This is a genomic window from Methylotenera sp. (genome assembly GCF_030684185.1).
In the GTDB taxonomy this organism is placed as follows: Bacteria; Pseudomonadota; Gammaproteobacteria; order Burkholderiales; family Methylophilaceae; genus Methylotenera.
Genome location: NZ_JAUXOY010000026.1, coordinates 48,005 through 71,758, shown reverse-complemented (window position 1 = coordinate 71,758; position 23,754 = coordinate 48,005). Strand labels below are relative to the sequence as shown.

General features: G+C 41.2%; 28 protein-coding genes and 2 pseudogenes. All 30 read right to left on the bottom strand.

All coding sequences use genetic code 11. The features are described from left to right. Positions 1-253 precede the first annotated feature (253 nt). The gene (locus Q8J82_RS09970; RefSeq protein WP_305328222.1) at positions 254-577 is read right to left on the bottom strand and encodes a type II toxin-antitoxin system PemK/MazF family toxin; all 324 of its coding nucleotides are present in this window, start codon (positions 575-577) and stop codon (positions 254-256) included. Next, positions 574-786 (bottom strand): antitoxin MazE family protein, encoded by a 213-nt coding sequence (locus Q8J82_RS09965; RefSeq protein ID WP_305328221.1) that lies wholly within the window; start codon positions 784-786, stop codon positions 574-576. Before Q8J82_RS09965 ends, Q8J82_RS09970 begins: the two co-directional genes overlap by 4 nt. Positions 787-937: 151 nt before the next feature. Then, the gene (locus Q8J82_RS09960; RefSeq protein ID WP_305328220.1) at positions 938-1,216 is read right to left on the bottom strand and encodes an NAD-dependent epimerase/dehydratase family protein; all 279 of its coding nucleotides are present in this window, start codon (positions 1,214-1,216) and stop codon (positions 938-940) included. Further along, complete coding sequence (locus Q8J82_RS09955) at positions 1,213-2,124, bottom strand: glycosyltransferase (protein WP_305328219.1); 912 nt, start codon at positions 2,122-2,124, stop codon at positions 1,213-1,215. Before Q8J82_RS09955 ends, Q8J82_RS09960 begins: the two co-directional genes overlap by 4 nt. Positions 2,125-2,191: 67 nt before the next feature. Further along, a pseudogene (locus tag Q8J82_RS09950) lies at positions 2,192-2,791 on the bottom strand (class I SAM-dependent methyltransferase); the annotation flags it as partial. A 137-nt stretch (positions 2,792-2,928) separates the two neighbouring features. After that, a complete protein-coding gene (locus Q8J82_RS09945) occupies positions 2,929-3,921 on the bottom strand; it encodes an EpsG family protein (RefSeq protein WP_305328218.1) in 993 nt (330 codons plus the stop codon). 17 nt (positions 3,922-3,938) lie between these two features. Then, entirely contained in the window at positions 3,939-4,877 is a 939-nt protein-coding gene (locus Q8J82_RS09940; protein WP_305328217.1) for a glycosyltransferase family 2 protein, read from the bottom strand. Then, positions 4,878-5,909 carry a bifunctional 2-polyprenyl-6-hydroxyphenol methylase/3-demethylubiquinol 3-O-methyltransferase UbiG gene (locus Q8J82_RS09935; protein WP_305328216.1) on the bottom strand — a complete coding sequence of 344 codons (1,032 nt, stop codon included), beginning with the start codon at positions 5,907-5,909 and terminating at the stop codon, positions 4,878-4,880. Beyond that, positions 5,896-7,167: an oligosaccharide flippase family protein gene (locus Q8J82_RS09930; protein WP_305328215.1), complete on the bottom strand. Its 1,272-nt coding sequence runs from the start codon at positions 7,165-7,167 to the stop codon at positions 5,896-5,898. The genes Q8J82_RS09935 and Q8J82_RS09930 overlap by 14 nt, the downstream gene beginning before the upstream one ends. A gap of 292 nt (positions 7,168-7,459) precedes the next feature. Continuing rightward, positions 7,460-7,690, bottom strand: a pseudogene (locus tag Q8J82_RS09925) (RNA-binding protein); the annotation flags it as partial. Between the two features lie 63 nt (positions 7,691-7,753). Continuing rightward, positions 7,754-8,887 (bottom strand): ATP-binding protein, encoded by a 1,134-nt coding sequence (locus Q8J82_RS09920; RefSeq protein ID WP_305328214.1) that lies wholly within the window; start codon positions 8,885-8,887, stop codon positions 7,754-7,756. 199 nt (positions 8,888-9,086) lie between these two features. Beyond that, the gene (locus Q8J82_RS09915; RefSeq protein ID WP_305328213.1) at positions 9,087-9,545 is read right to left on the bottom strand and encodes a hypothetical protein; all 459 of its coding nucleotides are present in this window, start codon (positions 9,543-9,545) and stop codon (positions 9,087-9,089) included. Continuing rightward, positions 9,530-9,829, bottom strand: coding sequence for a nucleotidyltransferase domain-containing protein (locus Q8J82_RS09910; protein WP_305328212.1), 300 nt, complete (start codon positions 9,827-9,829; stop codon positions 9,530-9,532). Before Q8J82_RS09910 ends, Q8J82_RS09915 begins: the two co-directional genes overlap by 16 nt. Positions 9,830-9,871: 42 nt before the next feature. Further along, positions 9,872-10,489 (bottom strand): MarR family EPS-associated transcriptional regulator, encoded by a 618-nt coding sequence (locus Q8J82_RS13290; protein WP_370868640.1) that lies wholly within the window; start codon positions 10,487-10,489, stop codon positions 9,872-9,874. 53 nt (positions 10,490-10,542) lie between these two features. Then, entirely contained in the window at positions 10,543-10,926 is a 384-nt protein-coding gene (locus Q8J82_RS09900; RefSeq protein ID WP_305326918.1) for a type II toxin-antitoxin system VapC family toxin, read from the bottom strand. Continuing rightward, entirely contained in the window at positions 10,913-11,131 is a 219-nt protein-coding gene (locus Q8J82_RS09895; RefSeq protein ID WP_304908562.1) for a DUF2281 domain-containing protein, read from the bottom strand. The genes Q8J82_RS09900 and Q8J82_RS09895 overlap by 14 nt, the downstream gene beginning before the upstream one ends. A gap of 44 nt (positions 11,132-11,175) precedes the next feature. Further along, the gene (locus tag Q8J82_RS09890) at positions 11,176-11,436 is read right to left on the bottom strand and encodes a hypothetical protein (RefSeq protein ID WP_304908561.1); all 261 of its coding nucleotides are present in this window, start codon (positions 11,434-11,436) and stop codon (positions 11,176-11,178) included. Positions 11,437-11,862: 426 nt separating this feature from the next. After that, positions 11,863-12,264: a type II toxin-antitoxin system VapC family toxin gene (locus Q8J82_RS09885; RefSeq protein WP_304908560.1), complete on the bottom strand. Its 402-nt coding sequence runs from the start codon at positions 12,262-12,264 to the stop codon at positions 11,863-11,865. After that, positions 12,261-12,491, bottom strand: coding sequence for a hypothetical protein (locus tag Q8J82_RS09880; protein WP_304908559.1), 231 nt, complete (start codon positions 12,489-12,491; stop codon positions 12,261-12,263). Before Q8J82_RS09880 ends, Q8J82_RS09885 begins: the two co-directional genes overlap by 4 nt. A 205-nt stretch (positions 12,492-12,696) precedes the next feature. After that, on the bottom strand, positions 12,697-12,876 hold the full coding sequence (locus Q8J82_RS09875; RefSeq protein WP_304908558.1) for a type II toxin-antitoxin system Phd/YefM family antitoxin: 180 nt from the start codon (positions 12,874-12,876) through the stop codon (positions 12,697-12,699). Positions 12,877-13,005: 129 nt separating this feature from the next. Further along, positions 13,006-13,971 carry a GDP-L-fucose synthase gene (locus Q8J82_RS09870; protein WP_305328211.1) on the bottom strand — a complete coding sequence of 322 codons (966 nt, stop codon included), beginning with the start codon at positions 13,969-13,971 and terminating at the stop codon, positions 13,006-13,008. Between the two features lie 33 nt (positions 13,972-14,004). Further along, positions 14,005-14,808 (bottom strand): BRO family protein, encoded by an 804-nt coding sequence (locus Q8J82_RS09865; protein WP_305328210.1) that lies wholly within the window; start codon positions 14,806-14,808, stop codon positions 14,005-14,007. Between the two features lie 106 nt (positions 14,809-14,914). Then, the gene (gmd, locus tag Q8J82_RS09860) at positions 14,915-15,997 is read right to left on the bottom strand and encodes a GDP-mannose 4,6-dehydratase (protein WP_305328209.1); all 1,083 of its coding nucleotides are present in this window, start codon (positions 15,995-15,997) and stop codon (positions 14,915-14,917) included. Further along, positions 15,994-17,415, bottom strand: a complete 1,422-nt coding sequence (locus Q8J82_RS09855; RefSeq protein ID WP_305328208.1) for a mannose-1-phosphate guanylyltransferase/mannose-6-phosphate isomerase — start codon at positions 17,413-17,415, stop codon at positions 15,994-15,996. The genes gmd and Q8J82_RS09855 overlap by 4 nt, the downstream gene beginning before the upstream one ends. A 160-nt stretch (positions 17,416-17,575) precedes the next feature. Beyond that, positions 17,576-18,961, bottom strand: coding sequence for a phosphomannomutase CpsG (locus Q8J82_RS09850; RefSeq protein WP_305328207.1), 1,386 nt, complete (start codon positions 18,959-18,961; stop codon positions 17,576-17,578). Beyond that, positions 18,954-19,364: an RNA-binding S4 domain-containing protein gene (locus Q8J82_RS09845; protein WP_305328206.1), complete on the bottom strand. Its 411-nt coding sequence runs from the start codon at positions 19,362-19,364 to the stop codon at positions 18,954-18,956. The genes Q8J82_RS09850 and Q8J82_RS09845 overlap by 8 nt, the downstream gene beginning before the upstream one ends. A 36-nt stretch (positions 19,365-19,400) precedes the next feature. Continuing rightward, positions 19,401-21,542, bottom strand: a complete 2,142-nt coding sequence (locus tag Q8J82_RS09840; protein ID WP_305328205.1) for a Lon protease family protein — start codon at positions 21,540-21,542, stop codon at positions 19,401-19,403. A 76-nt stretch (positions 21,543-21,618) separates the two neighbouring features. Then, the gene (gene moaE, locus Q8J82_RS09835) at positions 21,619-22,071 is read right to left on the bottom strand and encodes a molybdopterin synthase catalytic subunit MoaE (protein ID WP_305328204.1); all 453 of its coding nucleotides are present in this window, start codon (positions 22,069-22,071) and stop codon (positions 21,619-21,621) included. Between the two features lie 14 nt (positions 22,072-22,085). Beyond that, on the bottom strand, positions 22,086-22,355 hold the full coding sequence (gene moaD / locus Q8J82_RS09830) for a molybdopterin converting factor subunit 1 (protein ID WP_305328203.1): 270 nt from the start codon (positions 22,353-22,355) through the stop codon (positions 22,086-22,088). Between the two features lie 19 nt (positions 22,356-22,374). Further along, positions 22,375-23,727, bottom strand: coding sequence for a DNA recombination protein RmuC (locus Q8J82_RS09825; protein WP_305328202.1), 1,353 nt, complete (start codon positions 23,725-23,727; stop codon positions 22,375-22,377). Positions 23,728-23,754: the final 27 nt, after the last annotated feature.

Here is a 23,754-nt window from a genome sequence, read left to right as displayed (position 1 = left end):
GATGGCGGGTTTGAGCTGCAATTGCTGATGGTTTTCATTGGCAATAGGCTCGTACGCAATAAGTACGCAATAAGGGACGGATCACGATTAAATGCTTAACATCAGCTTTGCTGGTTAGGAAATAAACGTGGCCGCCCCCTATTGTTCCCATTTTCTGGGGGGGGGATTACCATACCAATAAAATATTGAGTGTGAACTAAAGCTAAATTGGTTGCAGTTTAGCATTGCTTAACACACCAATCTGCAACCCTTTCTAAACCACACCCATAAAAACTGCAAACGCCCTACTTACAGCGAGCATATCTTCTTCAGCGAGGTGTCCGAACACGTTGCCAATTTTATCACGAGGGACGGTTTGCACTTTATCCACCATGATCTCGGAAATTTTACTGAGCCCATTATGTTCGTCTGCATCAACGGCAATACGAAATAAAGGTGTATTCCGCAACTCACTTGTCACTGGGAGGATGGTAACGGACGGATGTTCAGCAAAGAGGTCGGATTGAATAATTAATGCAGGGCGCGGCTTACCATAAGCGCCTTGCAACGCAATAGTGACTAAATCACCACGTCTCATTTCCAGCCCTCAGTGTCAGCTGCAACTTCTAACCAATCCAACACATCAGCCTCTTGCTGGTCACCACGCAATGCAAGTGATTGCCGGCGGCATTCATCCGCAAAACCCGCACGACGCGTGTCAGGCACCCATATTTGCACAGGGCGTAATCCCGCAGCCCGTAGGCTAGCTCGATGCTTTTGTACTCTTAAAGCAACATTTGCTTGCATGATCAATTCCTTTCTTTATTTTGTTACATGTAACGAATTATAGCAATATAGTTACATGTAACGCAAGTAAATTCAACAAATGTGCCTAGACTAAATCTAATGGACTCATCGTGTTAGTGATTACCGTAGGTAAGCGAGAACGCAACACAGTTTATAAAGCCGCTACAATACGATAAGCGCCAAATAATAGTTGTAATTGTGGCCTGTCCCCTATTGTCCTTACGGCCAAATGAATAACCACATCTACACCATTAAGTGTATCAATCCAATCGGTATCACCATCAATCTCACCAATGGTGACCATTTCTGCATTTTTAACCAATGAACTTGAAGAGCGCACCGCCGCGCTTACAGCATACCCCTGACTATGCAATTCAGCACATAGAAATTTGCCAACAAAACCATTAGCACCTGTCACTAAAATTTTCATTTTTTTAATGGCAGCAATAGAAACAGCGCCAATGCAACACGGTCGCGAAGGCGTCTACGTAACTTATGTATATTTTTAATTAAAGTTAATCTATCAAAAAAGTGGTACTGTTTTAGCTTTTGTATCGGCCAAGCATCGTGATATCCTAAAACATCTGCAATAAGTAGAACTTGCTTCACTAGCCAGCCTTCGCGCAATTTTTGCCAACGGGCTAATTTTGCTTTAAGGCCGACATTCGCCCCCACCACATTACTTGCGTGTTGCCTATATAACATATGTGCCTCACGATCAATAAACCACTTAAATCCCCGCGACCTTGCAAAAGCATAAATAAACCAATCATGCAGTGCTATATTTTGGCATTTTTTTTCATTTTTAATTAAAAAAGTTTGAGCCTCTAAAGCTAACTTTTTAGTTAACACAAAAGTACAACCCGGTCCCGCAGATTCAAACATATAATCCCACTGCCGTTGCGGCTGTGCTTTGCTAATCAATTTCTGTTTACCATCAGGCCAGAAAGCAATCACATTGCTTGAATAAGCATCTACCTTAGTTCTAACTAGTGCTTCAATTGCCTTAGATAATTTATCCTGTTGCCAAATATCATCTTGATCAGCCAATGCAATGTAATCATAGTTAGAAAAATCAACATCACGAATTAACCTAAAGAAGTTTTTAGCGGCTCCTCCAAACTTACCTACATTTGGAAGTACAAAAATATTTTTATATTGGCTTGCAAATTGACTGCATAATTCTTCACTTCCATCCGAAGACGGGTCAATACTGATAAAAACAGTGACTTCAACGCCTTCTTGGTTAAGAATAGAATCAATCTGCTCCCGAATCCACTCCATACCGTTATATACGGAAAGTAAAACAGCAACACCAAGACAATTTTCTTCATTCATATCTATTCACTAATCTTGCCTCTGTATTTAGCGTAAACTAATTTTCTGCTATTTCAGCTTTACATCATCACTTTGGCATTGGGTAACGAGTTCCTTCAACTATGTCGTCTATATCAACGCTGCCCCACTCAAAGCCTTCAATTTCACTGCGTTTTCTACAAAGAATCTCACTATGACAATACAACTCGGGTACAGGCGAATATCTTAAATAACCATCAGCATCATGAGAAAAATAACCCGAAATTGGATTACTCATTCCACCATCAATTAAATCAAACCCCATTGAATCATTGAACAATGCCCTTAAACCCATATCTGAAAACTGAAAAAAGTGCCATGGGCGTTCGTGTGAAGAAAAAGAAAAGTGGGTTTCAATAAAAACAAATCCACCAACCTTAAGCATCTTTTGGATTTCAAGAGCGGCCACCCAAGGCATATGTAAATGTTCAAAAACTGCAGACGAAAAGATTAAATCAAATTTATCTTGCCCAACAAAATAGTGTGAAAGTTTATGTGCGTCGCCAACAACATCTACATTTTCTCCAGCATAGAAATCAAAGCCAACATAGTCTGCATTTGAAAACCTATTTCGTAAATTTGCGCCTGTTACATTTCTTGAGCCAATCTCCAATATACGAACGCCCTGTTTGTTAAAAGATTCTGATAAAAAATCAACCCAAGCTGTGTGTGCTACATTTTCTGGGGGGGGATTTTACTCTTCAACAACCGAAAAGGTAGTGTAGAAAAAAATCCATAAACTCTTGCAAGTTTCTTAATATAAGTTTTTTGCATACTTGCTATCCTCTAAAGCACAAATAATTGATAAATTCTGGCACTAAAAAATCCCCCTAAGAGTATAAAGCCAAAGTGTCTGAAAGTTACTGAAAGCTTGCTAATCACAATTGCAAGTAAAGGGACTATTAAAATAACGAGTACGTCAGAAAGACGTGAAGCTACTGCAACAGTTTCATACAACAAAAAAAGCAAACTACATCCATACACACAAGCAGATAAAAGTACCCAATAAATCTCTGGCAATCTCTTTGAATTAACTCTTCCCCAGAAATATAAAAATATTAATAATGCGCCTAATAACAACGCGTATACAAGAAAAAGTCCAGAAGTATTTTGCTCTTCTATAAACGAATTTACGTAATATGTATATCGTCCACCAAAAAGATTAATAACTGGAACTACAACTAGGCCTATAGTGGATAGCTTTAACGAAAAAAACAAGAAACCAAGCAACAAGAAAAACCATGAAAACTTACAAATCGCTTTACTGTAATAACAAGCGGCAAAAACCAGTGGCAATAGCACTGAGGTCACATGAAAACCAATTGCCAAGACACAAAGTAAAATCGCATATGCCCATCGATGCCTCATAATTGCTACACAAGACCATAACGCAAATGCTAATGCGCATGAAATTCTAAGTTGTGCACTCTCATGCAATAAGTAAAAAACTGCAATATATGTAAGAAAAACATACACCAGAGAATGAGCACCTAAGCGCTGGAAAGCTTTTAGTTTTAAGAGCAATGTTAAAAAAATAAGCGGTAGTAAAGTGAAAGAAAAAGAAGCATCAAGAGCCGAACCAATCTTCAACCAATATCGAAACAAGTATTCAATTTCCGTATGGTCAGATATATGCTCAAATATTTCCAGATATGAATCAGCATCTTTAGAGATAGGTTGGCAAATATAAACCGCGATAATTGCCCCAATCATTGCTAAAGCATATTCCATCATGTTTTGCTTTTTAACCACAGTTCTGCAAATCACTGCTTCATACATAGATTGCAAAAACACCGTTAAAAAGCCTTTCCCAATCTGCCAGAAACCCCATCGACACATGCACGCAACAAAAGTTTTAATGAAGCGAAACGCGACTTAGAGGTCATAGAGTAAAACAAAACATAAGTCGGGATTTTAAGGAAAATATTCGTGCGAAATCTTCTACCCATCACCGAGTTTAATACTAAATTGCAAGCATTTCTGACAATGTAATAATTTCTAATATCGCTGTGTAAATTCACTTTGCGTACCCCAATATCCACACAATCATCACCAATACTATGCAACATCACCGCTTTAGGTATTACAAAATGCAGGTAACCTAGGTTACCTGCACGCAGAGCCCATTCAATATCTACCCAATCAATAAACAAATCATCACGCATTAACCCCACTTCTTGCAGTACAGCTATTCTAATTAAAGAGCCAGATGCAATCAGATAGTCTGCCTGAATTGGCTTCACGTCATTACTAGAAACTGAAATTCGATTAACAAAAATATTCCCATACCTAATCACTTTTGCGTACTCACCCGTTTTTTCATCTATAAAAGCTGGACCGACTGAACCGACCTTAACACCATTAACTAATAGCGCTCGCTCTTCTGATAATAGTTCTACTATCATATCTTGTGATGCGGCGCTATCTTGGTCAAACAAAATAACGTGGTCACAATTGTTATTTATAGCTAGTTCTATACCCACGTTCTGCGCTTTGGCAATGCCGTAGTTATCACCTAACGGGTGGTACACAACATGATGATTTTTTGACACAAACCAGTCTATGGAGACCCATGTTAGCTTATCGTTGGGCGTATTATCTATAATGAATAGTTCACTCACCGCTCCACGTAAGCTATTTAACAATCGATCTAACAAGGCTTCATCTGGGAAATATAAAACGATAACCGCAGCTACTTTACTATCTAACGTTGATATAAAATGATTAGGTTTCATTTATTCTCTACTTTTACGTGCAGCTAATTGGATAAAATCAGATTGAGTATCTAAGGGTTTCCGTATCAAAGAATTTTTTAATTTTAAGTAAATAAAATCTAGCCTGCTTAAAGTTGATTTTTTTTCTTTTATTCTGACTGACTCAGGAATAGTTATATCGTATGCTGTAACTTGACTGATTACTGTACACCCTAAAAAACTCAGGAATTCAATTGATTTTTTTAGTGTTGGAATGGCAACGTGCCTAGGTGCCTCTATCCCCCGCCAGTTCTCACCAAACTGCAGTCTTACATGACTTTTGGCATTGGGAAGAGATAAGAACAAAACGCCCTGTGGCTTTAACGCTTTAGCTAATAATTCTAGCAACATCAATGGTTGATGCACGTGTTCTAAAACATGGCTGCAAATAATACAATCAAAACTATTCACAAACTGCTCTAGCTTACGGTAATCACCCTCAATTACATGAAGCCCTTGTTCCCTTGCGGCCTTTACTGCATTTGGATCTATTTCCAGCCCTGTTACCTCCCATCCCAATTCTTTTGCAAGCCTTAGCATATTGCCACTGCCACAGCCTACATCCAACAACTTACCTTTGGGTAGCACAACTAACTGTTCTAATTCAAAAGGCAGAAATATCATTTTTTTAAGTGGATTTAGCAAAAAACCAAGCGATTTTGGTAGATTTAGCCTGGGCGTAATGTTGGTATTTAACCAATGCGAAAAACACTCGTTCTTCAATTGCGTTTTAATCTTTTGCTTCAATGAATTTTCGTTCGAGCCGTGAGTATAGTAGCTGGCATAGGCTTTGCCTATAGTTGCCTCTGTAGGCCGCGGGCTTAGGTAGAGTGCTTCGCACCCTTTGCAGTCCCAATATGTCCACTTACCAGGCGCACAGTAAAAGCTCCAGTCTTGCACGTCTTTGTAGGCTATGGTTCGCTCTTTTGAACCGCAATAGGGGCAAGCATCAACGTGCTCTAATTCACTTTCTGGCCAAGGTTGATCAATGATTGATGTATCAGGCTTTTTCATAAGAAACTCGTAATAATTTATTGGCTGCAATATGCAACAAAATAAGATCAAGCGCTACTCGCCCAACCCAAGCTAACGCTGCACCGATCAGACCGAAGTTTGTAGCAAGCCACCACAATGCTAAGACATATAGCGCCAATTCAAACAAATGAAACAGCGCAGTAAGCCTTGGGTTGCCATTGGCGTGCATCAGCGTATATGGCACTAATGCCATTGAATTAAGCCATATACCTACTGATAAAATAAGGACAATTGGCAGTGCATTTTTTGCAAATTCTACAGAAAGCCACCACGCAAGTGCTGGATATGCCAATAATGCAGCCAGCAAGCAAATGCCGAACATCACAACGGCCACTCTTTTGTAGTTACGCTGGTAGGTAGCGGCGGCATTTTGAGGGCTCAGTGCTGCCAACTGCGGGAGCAATGCTCCACATAAAGCTGCTGGAATCATCAATAACCTCTGCAATCCTTCTTGAGGGATTGCATAAAGTGGGAGAAGTGCAGCGCCAACAACAGCACTCACAAAGAACCTGTCGCCATACACCATAAGCGGGCCAACAATGCCTGTGACGGTAACCCACACGCCATAATTAACCAATGGCTTTAGGTGCTTTTTGATCAAACCGGTAGTTGGTGCAAAAATATATTCTTTTAGTTGTATTGTTGCGGCAACCAAAACAAGTAAACGTGCTAACACTAAGTAAAGCGTAATTGCCCAGAGATGGTTACCATGCAACGCGATTGAAAGCGCTGGGAGTACAAACATGCAAAAACCAAGAAAAATTTTATTCAAATTAGATGCTGCAAAACGCCCTAGCCCTTCAAGCGCCCCTCTTAAGCCACTGGTGATTGTGGTTGGGATTACCCCTATTGCAGCGATTTTGAATGACAACATCGCGTCTTGCTGCAATGCAGGGCTGATTTTTAGCCAGCTAGTTGCAAGGTAAGGTGCCAATATCAACATAACTGCCGCCCCTAGCAGACCTGCGGCAAGCGTAAGCATTAAACCTGCTTTAAGTGTGAGTGAGATTTCAGAAACATTGTTTACGACTCTTAATTTGCTCAGCTCGTATGTAAGCGCTCTGCCAACGCCCATATCAAACAGGCTAAAGTAACCAATTAATGCCCATATAAGTGTAAGTACCCCGAAGGCTTCATTACCCAAGCGATTGAGTGTAAACGGAATAAGTGCTACTGCGGCTATTAACGGCAACCCACTGCCCGCTAGGTTCCAAATAGTGTTACGACGCAGGCTCACTTAAATTTTACAATGCTGCTCATTATCAATGCTGCTAAAGCGCCCTCTTCCGAAAATGAAAAGGTGCATTTGGAGTTTTTAATGGTCTGTTTATTAGAGTTGTTTTGCATTTTTTGTAATCACTACAGGACTTTCAATTTTCATTAATCTCTTTACATGAATTACCAGCAATCGTTCCGCCTTGCTTAGTTACTGCTGATGCTAAGCAGCTACTACCATTACAAAAAAAGATTCGTCAGTTAACCGTTTGCAGGGCACTAAACATAGAAGCATGATAACAAATTTCAAGTGATTAAGCACCCGTAAACCGTTTAATATCCCGTAACTGCCTTTTAGTTGGCCGCCCTGCCCCACGATCACGCAACGCGTGTTCACCTTCACCAGTAGCTTTTGCATTTTCACGCTTAGCAATACTAGCTTGCGTTTCTGCGTACAACAGTGCGGCTTCTGGTGCGCCTTTGCGCATATTGGATAACGCCTGTTCACTGACTTCAATTTCAAAGTCTCTATTGCGGATATGAATAGCCTAAAAATTATTCGCCAATTGCCTTTTACCGTGAGCAACCATAAACCTGCATCTGAAAAACTAAGCAGATAACTGCGACAGCCAATTAGCTGCATTTGTAATCATGATTCCATTTCTAAATTCTTCCTGTCGCAGATTATAAACAAGCTGCACAGCCTGCGCATCTGGAAACTGCGCTGCAAAGCGAGCCAAAGCCCGATGCGGCTTATTGTCACTCAATTTACATTCAATTAGCTGAGTGAGTTCTCCGGCCTCACTGAATGCAAAATCCACCTCCGCATCATCCTTAGTACGAATGTAGTGCAGACTGACTTCTCTGCCAGCACTATCACGCAGGAAGTCAGCCTGTTTCAACAACATTCCTGCCACTGCGTTTTCCAATCTTATGCCTTGGTCACCCCGTACCAAACCAGTATCGAAGAAATATACTTTCGGTGCTTGTAAAATAGCGCGCGCGACATTCCGATGCCACGGATGGACCGTAAAGACAATAAACAACGCTTGTAATATATCCAGGTAACGTTTCAAGGTCGCGGGAGCGACAGCGAGATCACGGGCAATCGAAGCTAAAGATAACGGTGACCCTACACGCTCCCGTAGCAACTCAACAAACAGTCGCATCGTGGTAATTTCATGCAGGCGAGAAAACTCCAACACATCCTCACGAATAAGATCAGTGAAATACTGCGCACGCCAACGCTCTGCCTGAATCGCATCTGCAGCCAAGCAAGGTTCTGGGAAACCTCCTCGCTCTAATAAATGGTCAAGTGCCACTGCCGGGTCAACACCCTGTTGCACGCACCATTCAAGCACGGAAATTGGATGCAATTTAAACGAAAAATAGCGCCCAGCAAGCGAATCGCCAGCTTGTCGAAATGTTTCCATGCGCGCACTGCCTGTCACCAGCAATGACTGTCCAGCCAAGCGACCATCAATAACGCCTTTGAGCCAAGCCTTCCAATTTGGCATTTTGTGAATTTCATCCATCACCAATAATTTGGCACGAGGATTCCACGATTGCCGCTGCAATACCACTCGGTCGGCCAATACATCCCAATTCAAATACTGGGCGCTAGGGAACGACTGCATCAACTGCCTGCTCAATGTGGTTTTACCCACTTGTCGCGGGCCAGTCAATACAACCGCCTTCGTAGCAAGGTCATTTAATACAAAATCGTCGAGATAGCGCTTCATGCGTAAAGTATACAATGTACTGATAAAAAGTCGCAACTATTAATTTGTACACTATTTGAAAGTCGCAATTTTAAACAAAAGAGTGCAAATTCTCTAACAATCCACATTGTTAGCCAAATGACCCGCCTGTAAACCGTTTTATGTCCCGCAATTGAAAAAATGGGGTCAGATCCATTTTTGTAACCCCGCACACTTGCATTTACATCACCTGCTTCAATTGGGCATATTGCTTAATATTTGCATACAAATCTTTTAATTGGTTAAACCCACTCAATGCTAATGCTATATTTTCCAGGCGTTCTTCAATTTCTAATGGGTATTCATGTGCAATAGCATTACGTATTTCTCTGAGCTTATCCCACATTAATATCGACGGAATGATTTCAAGTTTTTCTAACAAATTGAGCATGTCTATCATTGGTAGATTTTCATTGTTGATTTCACGTAATGAAAATAATAGTTTACGAAACAAGCTCGCTCCAAGCTTGTCTTGAATTTTAATGTAGTTAAATAGAAAGCTATTAACGATGCGTTGGTTTGAATAATCTTTAAGCCAAGACTCATTCAACACTTGCTCTTTTAACAAAGAGTAGTCAATGTCGCAACTGTTAAATAATCCATCTAGTGATTCGAATATGGGCTTTAATGCCGTTGACATAGTAGCACCCCTTCATTTGTTGCAATCTTGTCTATGGGGCGATTAGTGCCTCGATTTATTACCAAATCAATGCGTTGATCTCCAATTTTATGTTTAATCTGTGCGAGAAAATCAATGCGCTTTTCACCCAGCCTATTCTGCTGGTCTGTCACTACATATAAATCAATGTCGCCACCTTTACGGGTATCATCAACTCGACTGCCGAAAAGGTATAGCTCTCCCTTTTCAAAGACTCGTAAGAATGCATCTTGGATAACATTGATTGCTTCTGCACTTAATCTCAAGGTGCGCTCCTCTCTACCATGTTCAATTGGACTTTGGTCATGTTATTGATCAAGTACAATCTGGCTTGCAACATCACGCGTCAGGTCATCAATTTCGGCCCGCAAGGTTTCGTATTCTTGCATCTTGCTCAGCAAAAATCGCATAGTAATTTTTGCTTTTTCTTCTATACCTGCTGAGGTGAGCAAATACATATATGCCAATTTATTTTTACTGTTTTTAAAATTTGATGCTTTTAGCAAACCCACATCAATCAATGCTTTAAGGCAAAAGTTAACTTTACCCAAGCTGATACCTAGCGCTGCGGCTAATTCACGCTGGCTAATATCTGGTTTTTCTTCTACCAGTTTAAGTATTTTGTAGCTGTACTCGTCGGTTAACATTTGGCAGATGCGTTCATAAGATGAACGCATAAAACTAACATCCATTAATTTACGCATTGTGCCGTCTGGTTTAGTGCTATCAAATGCCAATTCTCCATTGTAACCACCCGCTGAACTCACCAATTTAGCTGTTCCTGATTTGTCAGTTCTCGCGCCATCAGCTACAACAAGTAGCTTGCTTGGTTTGGCTTTAGCAATTTCAGCAAAGTCTCGCCCTGTAGTATCTGGGCGATTAAAGAGGATAAAGGCAATGGGTGTAGTGAGTATAAAATCGGACATTAAATAACTTTTTAAAATAGACAACTATTTAAGGCAATATTGCTTAAACAGCATCAGTGAGCTAAAGATTGAAAACTATTTACTACTGAAATAAGTTGAGTATCTAAAGTTAGTAATTGAGCATTATTTACAATTGCTGTAGCAGCAATTACCGCATCAGGTAGTTTTATTTTTCGCATTTTCCGCAATTGTATTGTGATGCTTTCAACATTACCATCCAGTGCAACGCAGGTAAATGCGCTTAGTTTTTGCCGAATTAGTGCATCTTCATTTAGTGTAATGCCATGAAAACCGAGCAACTCAATATGCGTAATAACACTACAGGCACACTCTGATGCTAATATATTAAGCTCATTAACCATAGTTAATGTACTAACATCAGACTTCATTATGCTGATAATGAAGTTGGTATCTAAAATGTATTTAATGCCACTCATCACGCAACTTTTTTTGAATAGTTACCGCATCATCAGCAAACGCGACAGAGTTTTCCAGCCCCCCTCGCAAATCATTTAAAAACTGCGCTGATGTAGGTGCAGGTATGTATTTTTGCTTTAAAAACAAAGTAAAGTCTAATAACTCTGCCAACAATGGCTCTGGCATATTTTTTGTCTCTTCTAATATTCTTTCTGCGGTTTTCATAATACAAACACTCCTATTTCGAATAATTTACTAAGCAGTTGCAGTCAAATATAATCAAATTGTACAACCAGCAGCTTTTTAAAATACGCAATTGTTTCTTTAAGCCCTTCTGATGTGGCCAACCCCAGCCGCTTTGTAGTCACATTGGCAGTTTCTGAAAGCACTTGGGTTGAAATACAGGGTCTATCTAAAAAAAGTGGCGCAGCTAAATGGGCTTTAGTTGAGCTTTCACCCAACGAGTAAATGACAATGTTTGTATCAATAAATACTTTATCTGGCATTGGCATCGTCCCGATTAAATACATAATGACTTACATCTACTTTAAAGCTTTTGAAAATTGCCTCAATTTCAACGGCTGTTTTTGGTGCTGTAGAAAAGTCAGTAGCTAGCTGCCTAGCTTTTAAAAAGGCGATAAAATCAAGTATTTCCGTTTGTTTTTCTAGCGGTAAGGTTTCAGCTTCTCTCGCAATAACATCAGGTATCCCATTTATCGTGCTCTTAATAATAGCGTTCTATTATAACAGCTGCAATATTGTTTGCTAAACTTACGCTCATTCCAATCAATCTTGTACAAAACAAATCACGGCGATAGAACTTTATCTTTTATATCACGAATGGATTCCCGCCTTGCCAAATACCTAGTTAAAGCACTGCGTAGGAATGACGGACTTTAGGTATTTTTATACGAAATTTTGTTTCGCGCAAAGGTATCTAATAAATACGCAAATAGCTAAAGTTCCCAATCTTCAAGAAGAAGACCTTGCACTCTGCTAAACTCCCCCGTGTTATGTGTAATCAACGTTACCTGGTTGGCGCGCGCAATGGCGGCAATCATTAAGTCGTTAGCACCAATCAAACTCCCTTGGGCTGTTAGATCAGCACGAATTTGTGCGTAATGTTCTGCAGCAACATCATCAAAATCAAAGCTTTGTAACGGTGCAAATAATTTTTGTAACAGATGTAGATTGTTTTCTTTTTGTTCGCTGCGTAATGCTCCAAACAAAAGTTCAGCCTTCACCACACTACACAAAGCAATGTCAGCAGGGCAATGCTGTGCTAAATGTCTGCGCGCATTTAAGTTTTTGCGTTGCCATAACTGAATACAGGCATTGGTGTCTAGTAATCGTATCAATTAAAACTGTTCCGCGTTTCAAGCGCTAATTCAGCGGGTCTATTTTGTGGTTCGCCTTGCCATGCATCGAATAAATCGAAATAGCCTGCTGGCCATTGATTTTGTGCGCAAGTTTCGCGCTTAACAAGTTCAGCAAGATATTTAGAAAGCGGTAAATTAGCCTTCTTTGCTCTTATCCGTATTTGCGTTTCTACTTCATCTGGGACATAAAAATGTAATTGAGACATAATTCAAACTCCATATATGTGCTATATGTGGAATGTATGCTCTATTAGTTTTATTGTCAACGGATAGCTGTACCACTAGGCAAGATTTATCATCAGCAATCGCCCATAAAGCAACGTGGGTATCTAACAATAAATTCATTTTGTATTGCCAGCATGAAACATGTCTGCAACTTCATCATTACTGGCATCTATATTATCTGGTACATTAAAAAACACCTTTTGCTACGCCTATACGCTGTTCTAGTGCTGACATATCCACTGCAACCAGGTTAGCTGCGGCTCTGCCGTTTCTTGCAATAATTATTTCACGCTCGCCACCTTGTTCTATGGATTCAACCAAGCGGGATAAATTTGTTTTTGCTTGCAACATGTTAACTGTATGCATAAGTTTTAACCTCCTAAAAGCGTTAGTCTAGTCTAGCTAACACCCTTCATCAAGATATCCAAGGAAACGCTAATTCATTCGATTTTTATACGAAATACACGTAAGTTTGTTTCATGCAAAGTGCTCTAGTTAGCGATTAATATAATTCTTGTAGGCTAGCTCCAATCCGTCGCCTAAAGATGTGGCAGCTTTCCAGCCTAATGACCGCATAAAACTTACATCCATTAATTTACGCATGGTGCCGTCTGGTTTGGTGCTATCAAATTCTAATGCTCCGTTATAACCAACTACTGAACTCACCAGTTCAGCCAGCTCTTTAATTGTAACGTCTACCCCTGTGCCAATATTGACCAATGGTGGCAGGCCATCATTTCTATATGAAGCTAACAGAGGTTTAAATTGTTCGTCTGGCAAATTCATAAGGTATAGGCAGGCTTCGGCCATATCGTCGCTATATAAAAATTCGCGCCTTGGTGTGCCGGTACCCCAAATTGCTACAGTCGGTTGATTGTTAATTTTAGCTTCATGTAGCTTACGGATCATTGCAGGAATTACATGGCTATTTTCAGGGTGGTAGTTATCCCCTGCCCCGTATAAGTTTGTAGGCATTGCCGCTAAATACTGGGTGCCATATTGGCGGTTATAGCTCCAGCACATTTCAATACCGGCAATTTTGGCCAAGGCATAAGGCCGATTGGTGGGCTCTAACGGGCCTGTAAGTAGATATTCTTCTTTAATCGGCTGAGGACAATCACGCGGGTAAATACAGCTAGAACCTAAAAATAGCAAACGTTTAACCCCTGCCAAATAAGACTGATGAATGACATTGGACTGAATAGCTAAATTCTCTTGAATAAACTCTGCTGGGTAGGTGTTATTGGCATGAATACCACCCACTTTGGCTGCGGCTAGAATCACATATTCTGGTTTTTCTGATTCAAAAAAATCTGCGACTAACTGTTGATTGGTTAAATCAAGTTCCGCATGGGTTCGAGTCACTACATTATTGTAGCCTTGTGCCGTGAGTTGTCGCATTAGGGCAGAGCCTACTAAGCCACGGTGACCTGCTATATAGATTTTTGCGTTTAGGTTCATGTTTATTACTTTATTCTATGAAATAGTTTATTGCTATTTGAGTTGCTTTGCACTTTTTGAACTCACTACTGGCTTCCCAATTTTTTCTTCAATTTCTTTACGCGTATTACCAGCAATGGTGCCACCTTGCTTGGCAATTACTCGGTTCTGCTCTAAGCCTTCAGGTTGCTTTTCTTTTGATATTTCAGTAGTCGTTGCCTCAGCCAACATATTCAGTACTAACTCTAGGTTGGTCATATTGTCGCGCAGACCTTCTTTTTTCAACCCCTTGACTTGCTTGTATTGCCGTGTGGTCAAACCACTCCATGCTTTAGTGATTTCATCGGTTAAAATAGCGAACTCTTGCCCTTTTTGAACGCCTCGTGTTTCCCATTCATCGGTTAGCTCCTTGCGAACCTCTATAGTTTTTAGCCGCTGGTTAATCCATTCTTTGGTGTAGCCTTTTTTAAGATAGGTTTCAATGGCGCGATCAAATGCGAGCTCGGGATCATCCATTTCTTCAATGCGTTGATAACCAACGCGAGCGAGCCATTGTTTGAAAGGCTCAGCTTTGGGTGACGGTATTGATTGAATTAAACGTAAAAGTTGTTCGGTATCGGCTACATCGGTAAGGTAATACTTACCGTCTACGGCCTCTAATTTCAGTTGACTACAACTTGTAGTCAACTCACTCCCCTCTTTTTTAAGACGTGTTTTAAGCACACTCCAATATTTACGCGGATTAGGGCTTTCCGTAAGAATGCCAATAACATCTACGATGCTAAAAAACCAAACTTCTCGTTCCGCATCCCATAGTGAGCGTACTTGCTTGGTTTCAAATAGCTTAATTGTACTCATGAATACTCAAACCTTACCAAACAGGCTCTAAATTTAAGACACTAGAAGGCATGAAAGTGGTCACACATTGTGACCAATTCGGCATATAGAATACTTTGTGAATAAATTATTCATGATAATCCATGGCCTGATAGCCATGCTTTTTAATCAATTCATCTCGTTGCGCTGATTTATAGTCTTCACGTACCATTTCTGCGACTAGTTCATGAAAAGTAATTTTTGGTTCCCAGCCAAGTTTTAGTTTGGCTTTGCTTGGGTCGCCTAATAACGTTTCCACTTCTGTAGGGCGGAAATAGCGCGCATCTACCTGCACGATACATTTACCGTCCAAGTAACCTTTTTCTTCAACGCCAGTGCCTTGCCAGATAATATTCATGTCAAGCTCTTTAGCCGCCGCATTTACAAAATCACGCACACTGTATTGCACACCAGTGGCAATCACAAAGTCTTCAGCAACTTCCTGCTGCAACATCAACCATTGCATTTCAACGTAATCTTTAGCATGTCCCCAATCGCGCAATGCATCTAAATTACCCAGATACAAACAGTCCTGCAGATTAAGTTTGATGCGCGCTAGTGCACGGGTAATTTTGCGGGTAACGAAGGTTTCACCGCGAACTGGGCTTTCATGATTGAACAAAATACCGTTACAAGCATAAATACCATAAGCCTCACGATAATTTACAGTAATCCAGTAGGCATAAAGTTTAGCAACTGCATAGGGGCTGCGTGGGTAGAACGGCGTAGTCTCCTTTTGCGGGGTTTCTTGAACTAAGCCATACAATTCAGAAGTGGATGCTTGATAAAACTTGGTTTTCTTTTCCAAACCCAAAATACGAATAGCTTCCAAAATTCGCAAAGTACCAATTCCATCAGCATTAGCCGTGTATTCTGGTGTTTCAAAACTCACCGCTACATGACTCATCGCGGCTAGATTATAAATTTCATCTGGTTGGGTTTGCTGGATAATACGAATCAAATTGGTTGAGTCTGTTAGGTCACCATAATGCAAGACGAAATTTTTGTTATCCACATGTGGATCCTGGTATAGGTGATCAATACGATCAGTATTAAACAATGATGCACGGCGTTTAACGCCATGGACGATATAGCCTTTACCTAATAAAAATTCAGCTAAGTAAGCGCCATCTTGCCCGGTAACGCCTGTAATCAATGCAACTTTAGTCATTTAGTAGTAAACCTTCCATAGTTATCATCAAACCTTACAATATCATCCTCACCCACATATTCGCCGCATTGCACCTCAATAATACTTAAAGGCTCAGTACCATTATTTGCCAGACGGTGGCGATGCGTTTGCGGAATATAAGTGGATTGATTTTCTTGTAACGTGTATTCAATTTCATTATTGCTAATGGTAGCAACGCCCGAAACTACCACCCAGTGTTCAGAACGGTGCTTATGCATTTGCATAGAAAGCTTAGCGCCAGGATTAACGACGATGCGTTTAATTTTAAAATTAGCACGCTCTTCTAATACCGTATAGCTGCCCCATGGCCGAAAAACGGTTTGGTGAATTTCAGTCAGTTCTGGTTTACGCGCTTTAACTTCTGCCACTAATGCTTTAATGTCTTCAGCACGACTTCTGTCGCAAATTAAAGTGGCATCAGCCGTTTGAATCACCACCACATTGTTTAACCCTAAAGTGGCTAGCAACCCTGTTTCTGTCCAAATCAAGCTATTTTGTGTATCTAAGTTAAGCACTTCACCGTGCGTGACATTGTTATTCGTATCTTTTTCGTGCCGTGCATAAATAGAATCCCAGCTGCCTAAATCGCTCCAAGCCATATCCACTGGCACAACAGCAACTTTTTCAGCATGCTCTACCAATTCTTCGGCTAAACCATAATCCATTGATAAATTGGGAAATTTAGCATAATGCTCAGCCAAGTTCTCCGGGTTAATTTCACAAATCTGCTGGTAAATTTCAGGCTGATACTGCGCCAGCATTTGCATAAATGTGCTTGCCTTAAACACAAACATGCCGCTATTCCATAAATACCCATCAGCCACAAATTGTTTCGCTTTTTCTAAATCTGGCTTTTCAACAAATTGCGCCACTTGATGCACTGGCAATGCGCCGTTTTTTGATAATTGCTGGCTCGGCTTGATGTAACCATAGCCTGTAGCGGGCTCGTGCGGCTTAATACCTAACAGCACCAAATAATCATCTTCAGCGACTTGTTCGGCTGTTTGCCATGCGCTTAAAAAGTTGGCTTCATTATCTATGGCATGATCAGAGGCAAACACGCCTATCATCGCTGTTTTATCTTGTTGATAAATTTGATAAGTTGCCCAGGCAATGGCTGGTAAAGTGTTTCTTGCACACGGTTCAGCCAACACATTAGCAACGGCCTCTGGGAACAACTCTGCCAACTGACCTTTTACTTCAAACTTATGATCTTCGTGCGTAACGGTATATAAATTAGCTGGAGCAACATGCTGAGCTAAGCGCTTTGCCGTTTGCTGTAACAATGTTTGTTCGCCATTAAGCGCTAAAAGTTGCTTGGGCCTTAAGGTGCGTGATAATGGCCATAACCTTGTGCCTGAGCCACCACAAAGAATAATGGCATATCGATTATTCATAATTGATAATCCGTTTTGTAATTAGCTGAAGATACTGGGCATAGGGATTTGCTAGATTTAGATTCATCCATCAGATGACTGATTCCTGCGTAAATTAAATCATATACATCAATTATACTCAACAATAACTTCCTTCACACATAAATACAGGTTAGCTGCATTAACAAGCACTGATCAAACCTGAAATCTCAGCCACTTTTTGCGCTACCAATTTGGCATCAGCGCGGGATTCTACATTTAAGCGCAATAATGGTTCCGTATTCGACCCGCGCAAGTTGAATCGCCACTCGGAAAAAGTCATACTTAAGCCATCGGTATCATCAAGCTCTGGGGATTCAGCCATAAAATGCATTTTTATCTGTTGTATCGCATTGGGTACGTTTGTAACTTTAAAGTTAATTTCCCCGCTACAAGGAAACAATCGAATGCGCTCAGCGACCAATTCAGATAATGGTTGTTTAGTTTGGCTTAACAGTTCACAAACAAGTAACCACGGTATCATGCCGCTATCGCAATAGGCAAAGTCTCTAAAATAATGGTGTGCGCTCATTTCACCGCCATAAATGGCATTTTCCGCACGCATGCGCTCTTTTATAAAAGCATGGCCAGTTTTGCTCATAATGGCTTGCCCACCTGCTTGAGCCACAATATCCTGCGTATTCCAGGTAAGACGAGGGTCATGAATGACTTTTTCATGCGGATGTTTTGCTAAAAAGGCAGCCGCCAGCAGGCCCACGATGTAATAACCTTCAATAAATTCACCGTGTGCATCAAATAAAAAACATCGGTCAAAATCACCATCCCAGGCAATGCCCATATCAGCCTGATGCGCAATCACGGCATCAGCAGTCGCGGCTCTGTTTTCCGGCAATAATGGGTTAGGAATGCCATTGGGAAAGTTAGCATCGGCCTCATGGTGTACCTTAATAAAGCTGATTGGCACTTGTTTTTGCTTAAATGCCTGCTCAATGGCATCAATCACATGGCCTGCTGCACCATTGCCTGAGTTGACTACCAACTTGAGTGGACGCAATTTTTGCAAGTCAATATAAGTCATTAAATGGTCAACAAAAGCTGGCAAAACATCCTGCTGAATATAAGTGCCGCGTTTGTTAACTTCTGCAAACTGGTTTGCTTCAGCCATTTTCTGTATTTCATGCAGCCCGGTATCACCACTAATCGGTCTGGAAACGCTTCTGACCAATTTCATACCGTTATAATCCATAGGATTATGACTTGCGGTGACCTCAATGCCACCGTCTACCTTAAGATGAAAAGTCGCAAAATAAACTTCTTCTGTGCCTGTCATGCCAATATCGATGACATCAACACCTTTATCAATGAGGCCGTTAGTCAAAGCCATTTTAAGACCCTCACTGCTGTGGCGCATATCACAACCTATTACTACCGATTTAGGTTTTAGATAGACTGCATAAGCACGTCCAATTCGATAGGCTATATCTTCATTAAGCTCATCTCCTAGCCGACCACGTATGTCGTAAGCCTTAAAACAAGTAAGCACTTTATTTTCATCAATTTTAGCCATAAGTTCCACCAGTAAATTTTTTAATATCACGCAACTGTCGCTTGGTAGGACGTCCTGCGCCTCTGTCTCGTAAAGCATGCTCGCCATCACCAGTGGCTTTAGCGTTTTCTCGCTTGGCTATGCTTGCTTGTGTTTCTGCATATAAAAGTGCCGCATCTGGTGCGCCTCTACGAATATTGGAAAGTGCAATAACTGCGACTTCAATTTCAAAATCTCTATTACGGATATGAATAATTTGCCCGATGTGTACTTCTTTAGCTGGTTTTATTCGGTCACCATCTACATGGACTTTGCCAGTTTCAATCGCTGCAGTTGCCAAACTGCGTGTTTTAAAGAAGCGAGCGGCCCACAACCATTTATCCAGCCTACATTTAGTATCGGTATTGTCTTCCGGCTCTCGCATATTGATAGTTCTCGCATATTAATAGCTCACGCATTTTTACCTGGTAAATATTTTAGGTAAATTAGCTTCCAGTGTTTTCTTAAATGTATTTAATCTAGCTTCGGCAAGCTTATTAATCTCTTGCAAAGTATGCCCTGTGATATGCAAAACACCTTCAGCGACATTATTCATGGTAGCAATATGAAACTGGCCATTGGCGACTGCCGCCACTACCTCATCGCTTAACATCAGGTGTCGCTTATTGCGTTGAGGTATCAGTACACCTTGCCTGCCATCGAGGCCAATGTCTTTACATACTCTAAAATAACCTTCTATTTTTTCATTCAAGCCTCCAACGGGCAACACTTCACCATGCTGATTAAGTGCGCCTGTGACCGCAATGCCCTGCTTTATGGGTAGTTGAGACAATGAAGATAACAATGCAAACAGCTCGGCACATGAAGCGGAGTCGCCCTCTACCCCATTGTACTCCTGCTCAAACACTAATGAAGCTGTCATGTTAAGCGGGTTAAGCTGTGCAAAATTACTATGCAGCCAGCTTTGCAAAATCATCACGCCTTTATCATGCGTAGGGCCGCTCATTGCCACTTCACGATCAATCGTGAGAACATCAAGGCGGCCCGCATAACAGTTTGCCGAAATGCGCACAGGTGAACCAAAACTTGCATCAGCAAGGTCAATATGTGTGAGGCCGTTAATTTGCCCCACAACTTCACCGTGTACGGTTATCATTAATTCATTATCAACAATCGAAGCACGCATGTGCCCTTCAATATAACTATGGCGCGCATACCTTCTGTTAATTGCAGTTTTAACGTCCTCAATTGCCACTAGTGACGCGCCGCGTAAATCTGCAACCGTTACGCTTTCCAGCATTAACTTCTCCAACAGCGCGAATTGCGTACTTAATCGAGTCTGGTCTTCCTCAACTCGATGCATGGCCTGCAATAGGCCCGCCACGGCATCCGCTTTAAAGTGATGACAATGGAACTGCTGACATTTTTGTGCGATAAAGGCTGCATAAGCTGCATAATTTTCTGCATTAGCTTTTACTTTTTCTGCAAACTCAATTTTGATTGGAAAGAAACTGAAAAAATCCGGCTTTTCATCAAGCAGTTGATAGTAATCTTCACGAGTCGCCACCAGCACCAACTTAACTGACACACTAATTGTGGCTTGCGCACTGACAAAGCTACTGCCTTGACTACTGCTACTGCTTAGGTCTTCAATTTGTAAAGTGCCGTTACGTAAAAAACGGTGTAATTTTTCCAGTATCTGCAACCCATTCTGCTCATCTGCCAGAATGTCACGTAAATGCAGCAATAAAGTACCGCCATCAGCGCGTAATAAATTACCTGCACGTAAGCGCATAAAATCAAGTGTAGTGTTAGCTTCACTTGCGCTTTCAATACCGCCAAATAAAGAATGTAAACTTGGATCATTATCATACAATACAGGGGCATTTTGGTCGGGATGATGCTCAACTAACACATTGGCACGGTATCGCCCAAAAAAACTCTCACTAAGCAAGGCTTCTAGGTTATTGTCTCCATCATTTCCAGAGCCTGGTTGCCAGGCATCCATGTACTCTAAAACATCCTGCTGAAGTAAATCAAAATAATGCGTGGGCATTTTATCTTTTGCAATAAGTGCAATATGAGTCTTGATTATGTTTAATTGCGCATTTAAAAAGGCCTGTATTGGCACTAAAGAATTTTGTTTAACTTTCTCATCAAGCAGGCTGGCTAACTCTTTGGCTAAGTTACGGATAAATTGGTCTAAGGCCTGTTTCAACTCCGTCCCGGCACCGGCAGGCAATTTCAAGAACAAGGGCTTACCATTAGCATCAAATTGATATAAAGCCACCAAGTCGCTTACTACTGGAACATTGATAGACTTCTGTTTAATAGCAGCCTCATGCATTGCACTTAGCATCAGCGTAGCACGTCCCGTACCCGGCTCACCTAATGTAAGTAAATTAAACCCTGGCTGATGGATATTCAAGCCAAATTCAGCCGCCTTTTTAGCTTCAGACTGAGCAATCCAAGCCTGATACTGAGCACTTTTATTAGCGGCTGTAATGAGCTCTGATGTATCAGAAAATTTAAGGTGTGGTACTGAAATACCCAGTGTTAACTGTTGTGGTGTTAATAAATTTGAGGTTGTAGTTTGTGACATATATTCTTTAGTGATTTAATCTATTTATAGATTGAGTAATGTTGCAAATGCAACTGCTTGCTTCCTATTCAATCTTCTACTCTAGCCAGCGTTCACGCGCATTATCATCAGTATGTTTTGCATCTATCCACCGCTCACCGGAGTCTGTGACTTCTTTTTTCCAAAATGGCGCTTCTGTTTTTAAATAATCCATAATGAATTCACAGGCCTTAAAAGCTTCGCCACGGTGCGCACTACTCACAGCAACCAAAACAATCTGGTCTGTAGGTTGCAGGGTGCCTACACGGTGAATCACGGTAGCATCAAAAATATCCCAGCGACTTTGCGCCTTAGTAACAATCGCCTCTAATGCTTTCTCAGTCATGCCTGGATAATGCTCTAAGGTCAATTGCGATACTTTATCACCTTCATTCAGGTCACGTACCTGACCAATAAAACTGACCACAGCACCCGTATCTTTTCGCGCATTTCGTAGTAGCTTTATCTCTAAGCCAGCATCAAAATCCTGAGTTTGAACACGTATCGCCATCGAATTATTAAAACTTATCCACCAGTCACAGGCGGAAAAAACGCTACTTCATCCCCATCAGCAATCGGCGCATTGTCATCGACCAATTCATGGTTAATTGCGCCCCTTACTTTTAACTTACCCATCAACATTTGTTGCCAGGTTTCGTTGCGTTTAGCCAGGTAGGCCTTTAACTTAAGTATAGTGAGCGAACTGGCAAACGCATCGTCAGGCAGCTCCAGATCTTCTGTAGAAAACTTGAGCGTTTCTTTGAGTCTTGCAAAATATAATATTTTAATTTTCATAGTGTTATCTAAGTTAAATCTAATTTTCTTTGTCGTTCGCAAGTTCATTATCATCAATAATATCCAGTACATCCAGCGGTTTATCCGCCAGTTCTACACGTTCAATTTGCGCAAATCGGCTAGATATTTTCTGGCTGCTAATATGTACTTCTTGCGCGTTTTCATGTGCTTGACGAATGTTATCTGCAAGCTTTTTCATGCGTTGGTCAAAGCGACCAAAGTCTTTACTTAGCTTACCTAACTCTTCTTTAATCACATGCACTTGTTTGCGTGTTTCAACATCTTTTAGCACAGCGCGTGCCGTATTTAACACTGCCATCAGCGTAGTGGGTGAAACCACCCAAACACGTTTATTCATGGCGTATTCAATCACGTCATTGTGATAAGCATGCAGCTCAGCAAACACTGCTTCGGCGGGTATGAACATCACAGCGCCATCAGAAGTCACATTGGAAATAATGTATTTGTTCGCAATATCATCCACATGCTTTTTAACATCTAGCTTAAACTGCTTTTCAGCCAGTAATTGCTCGGCATCGCTCAATTTGCTATCGAACATACGGTGATAATTTTCAAGTGGGAATTTGCTATCCACCGCAACAGTGCCTGTAGGTTCAGGTAAAAATAAAGCGCAATCTGCACGCGTGCCATTTTCAAAAGTATGCTGCATGGCGAATGAATTGACTGGCAATACATTACGCACCAAAGCTTCTAACTGCACCTCACCAAAAGCCCCACGGCTGCGCTTGTCGCCTAACAGCTCTTGCAAACTCACTACATTAGTCGTTAAACCATCAATTTTCTTTTGCGCTTCATCTATCGTTGCAAGACGCGCCATCACATCAATAAAGGTTTGATTGGTTTTCTTAAAGCCTTCATCCAAGCGTTCTGATACTTTACCGCCAATTTGCTCTAAGCGGCCATCCACAGCCTTAGTCAACCCTTCAATACTCTGCGTAAGTGTGGTGGTAGCCTTCAACATTGTGTCATTGATGAGCGCTTGCTGGGACTTTCCTTGTTCGCTCAACGTGGTATGCAACTTTTCAAGCACTGTTTCACGAGTGAGTGACAAGCTATTATTCTGCGCCAACTGCAAAGCCTGCATAGCATCGCGCGTCGCTTGCAGTTCAGTCGCTACGCTAGAACGCAATCGCTCGCTTGTTTCGTTTGATGATGCACTTAAGCGGTCGCCCAGCTTATTCAAACCGTCGTTAAAATCCAGCAACATCACACGATGCTTTTCTTCTAGCTGCTGCAGGACTACCTGTTGTAAATCCGGTGTATTTTTATCAAGCTGATTGTTACGAAAAGTTTGCCAAAGCAATAGCAGTAATATCGCTACGGCAAGCACTAAAATAATAATTTGTATCATAAGACGAGATTATACCTGATGCAGGTT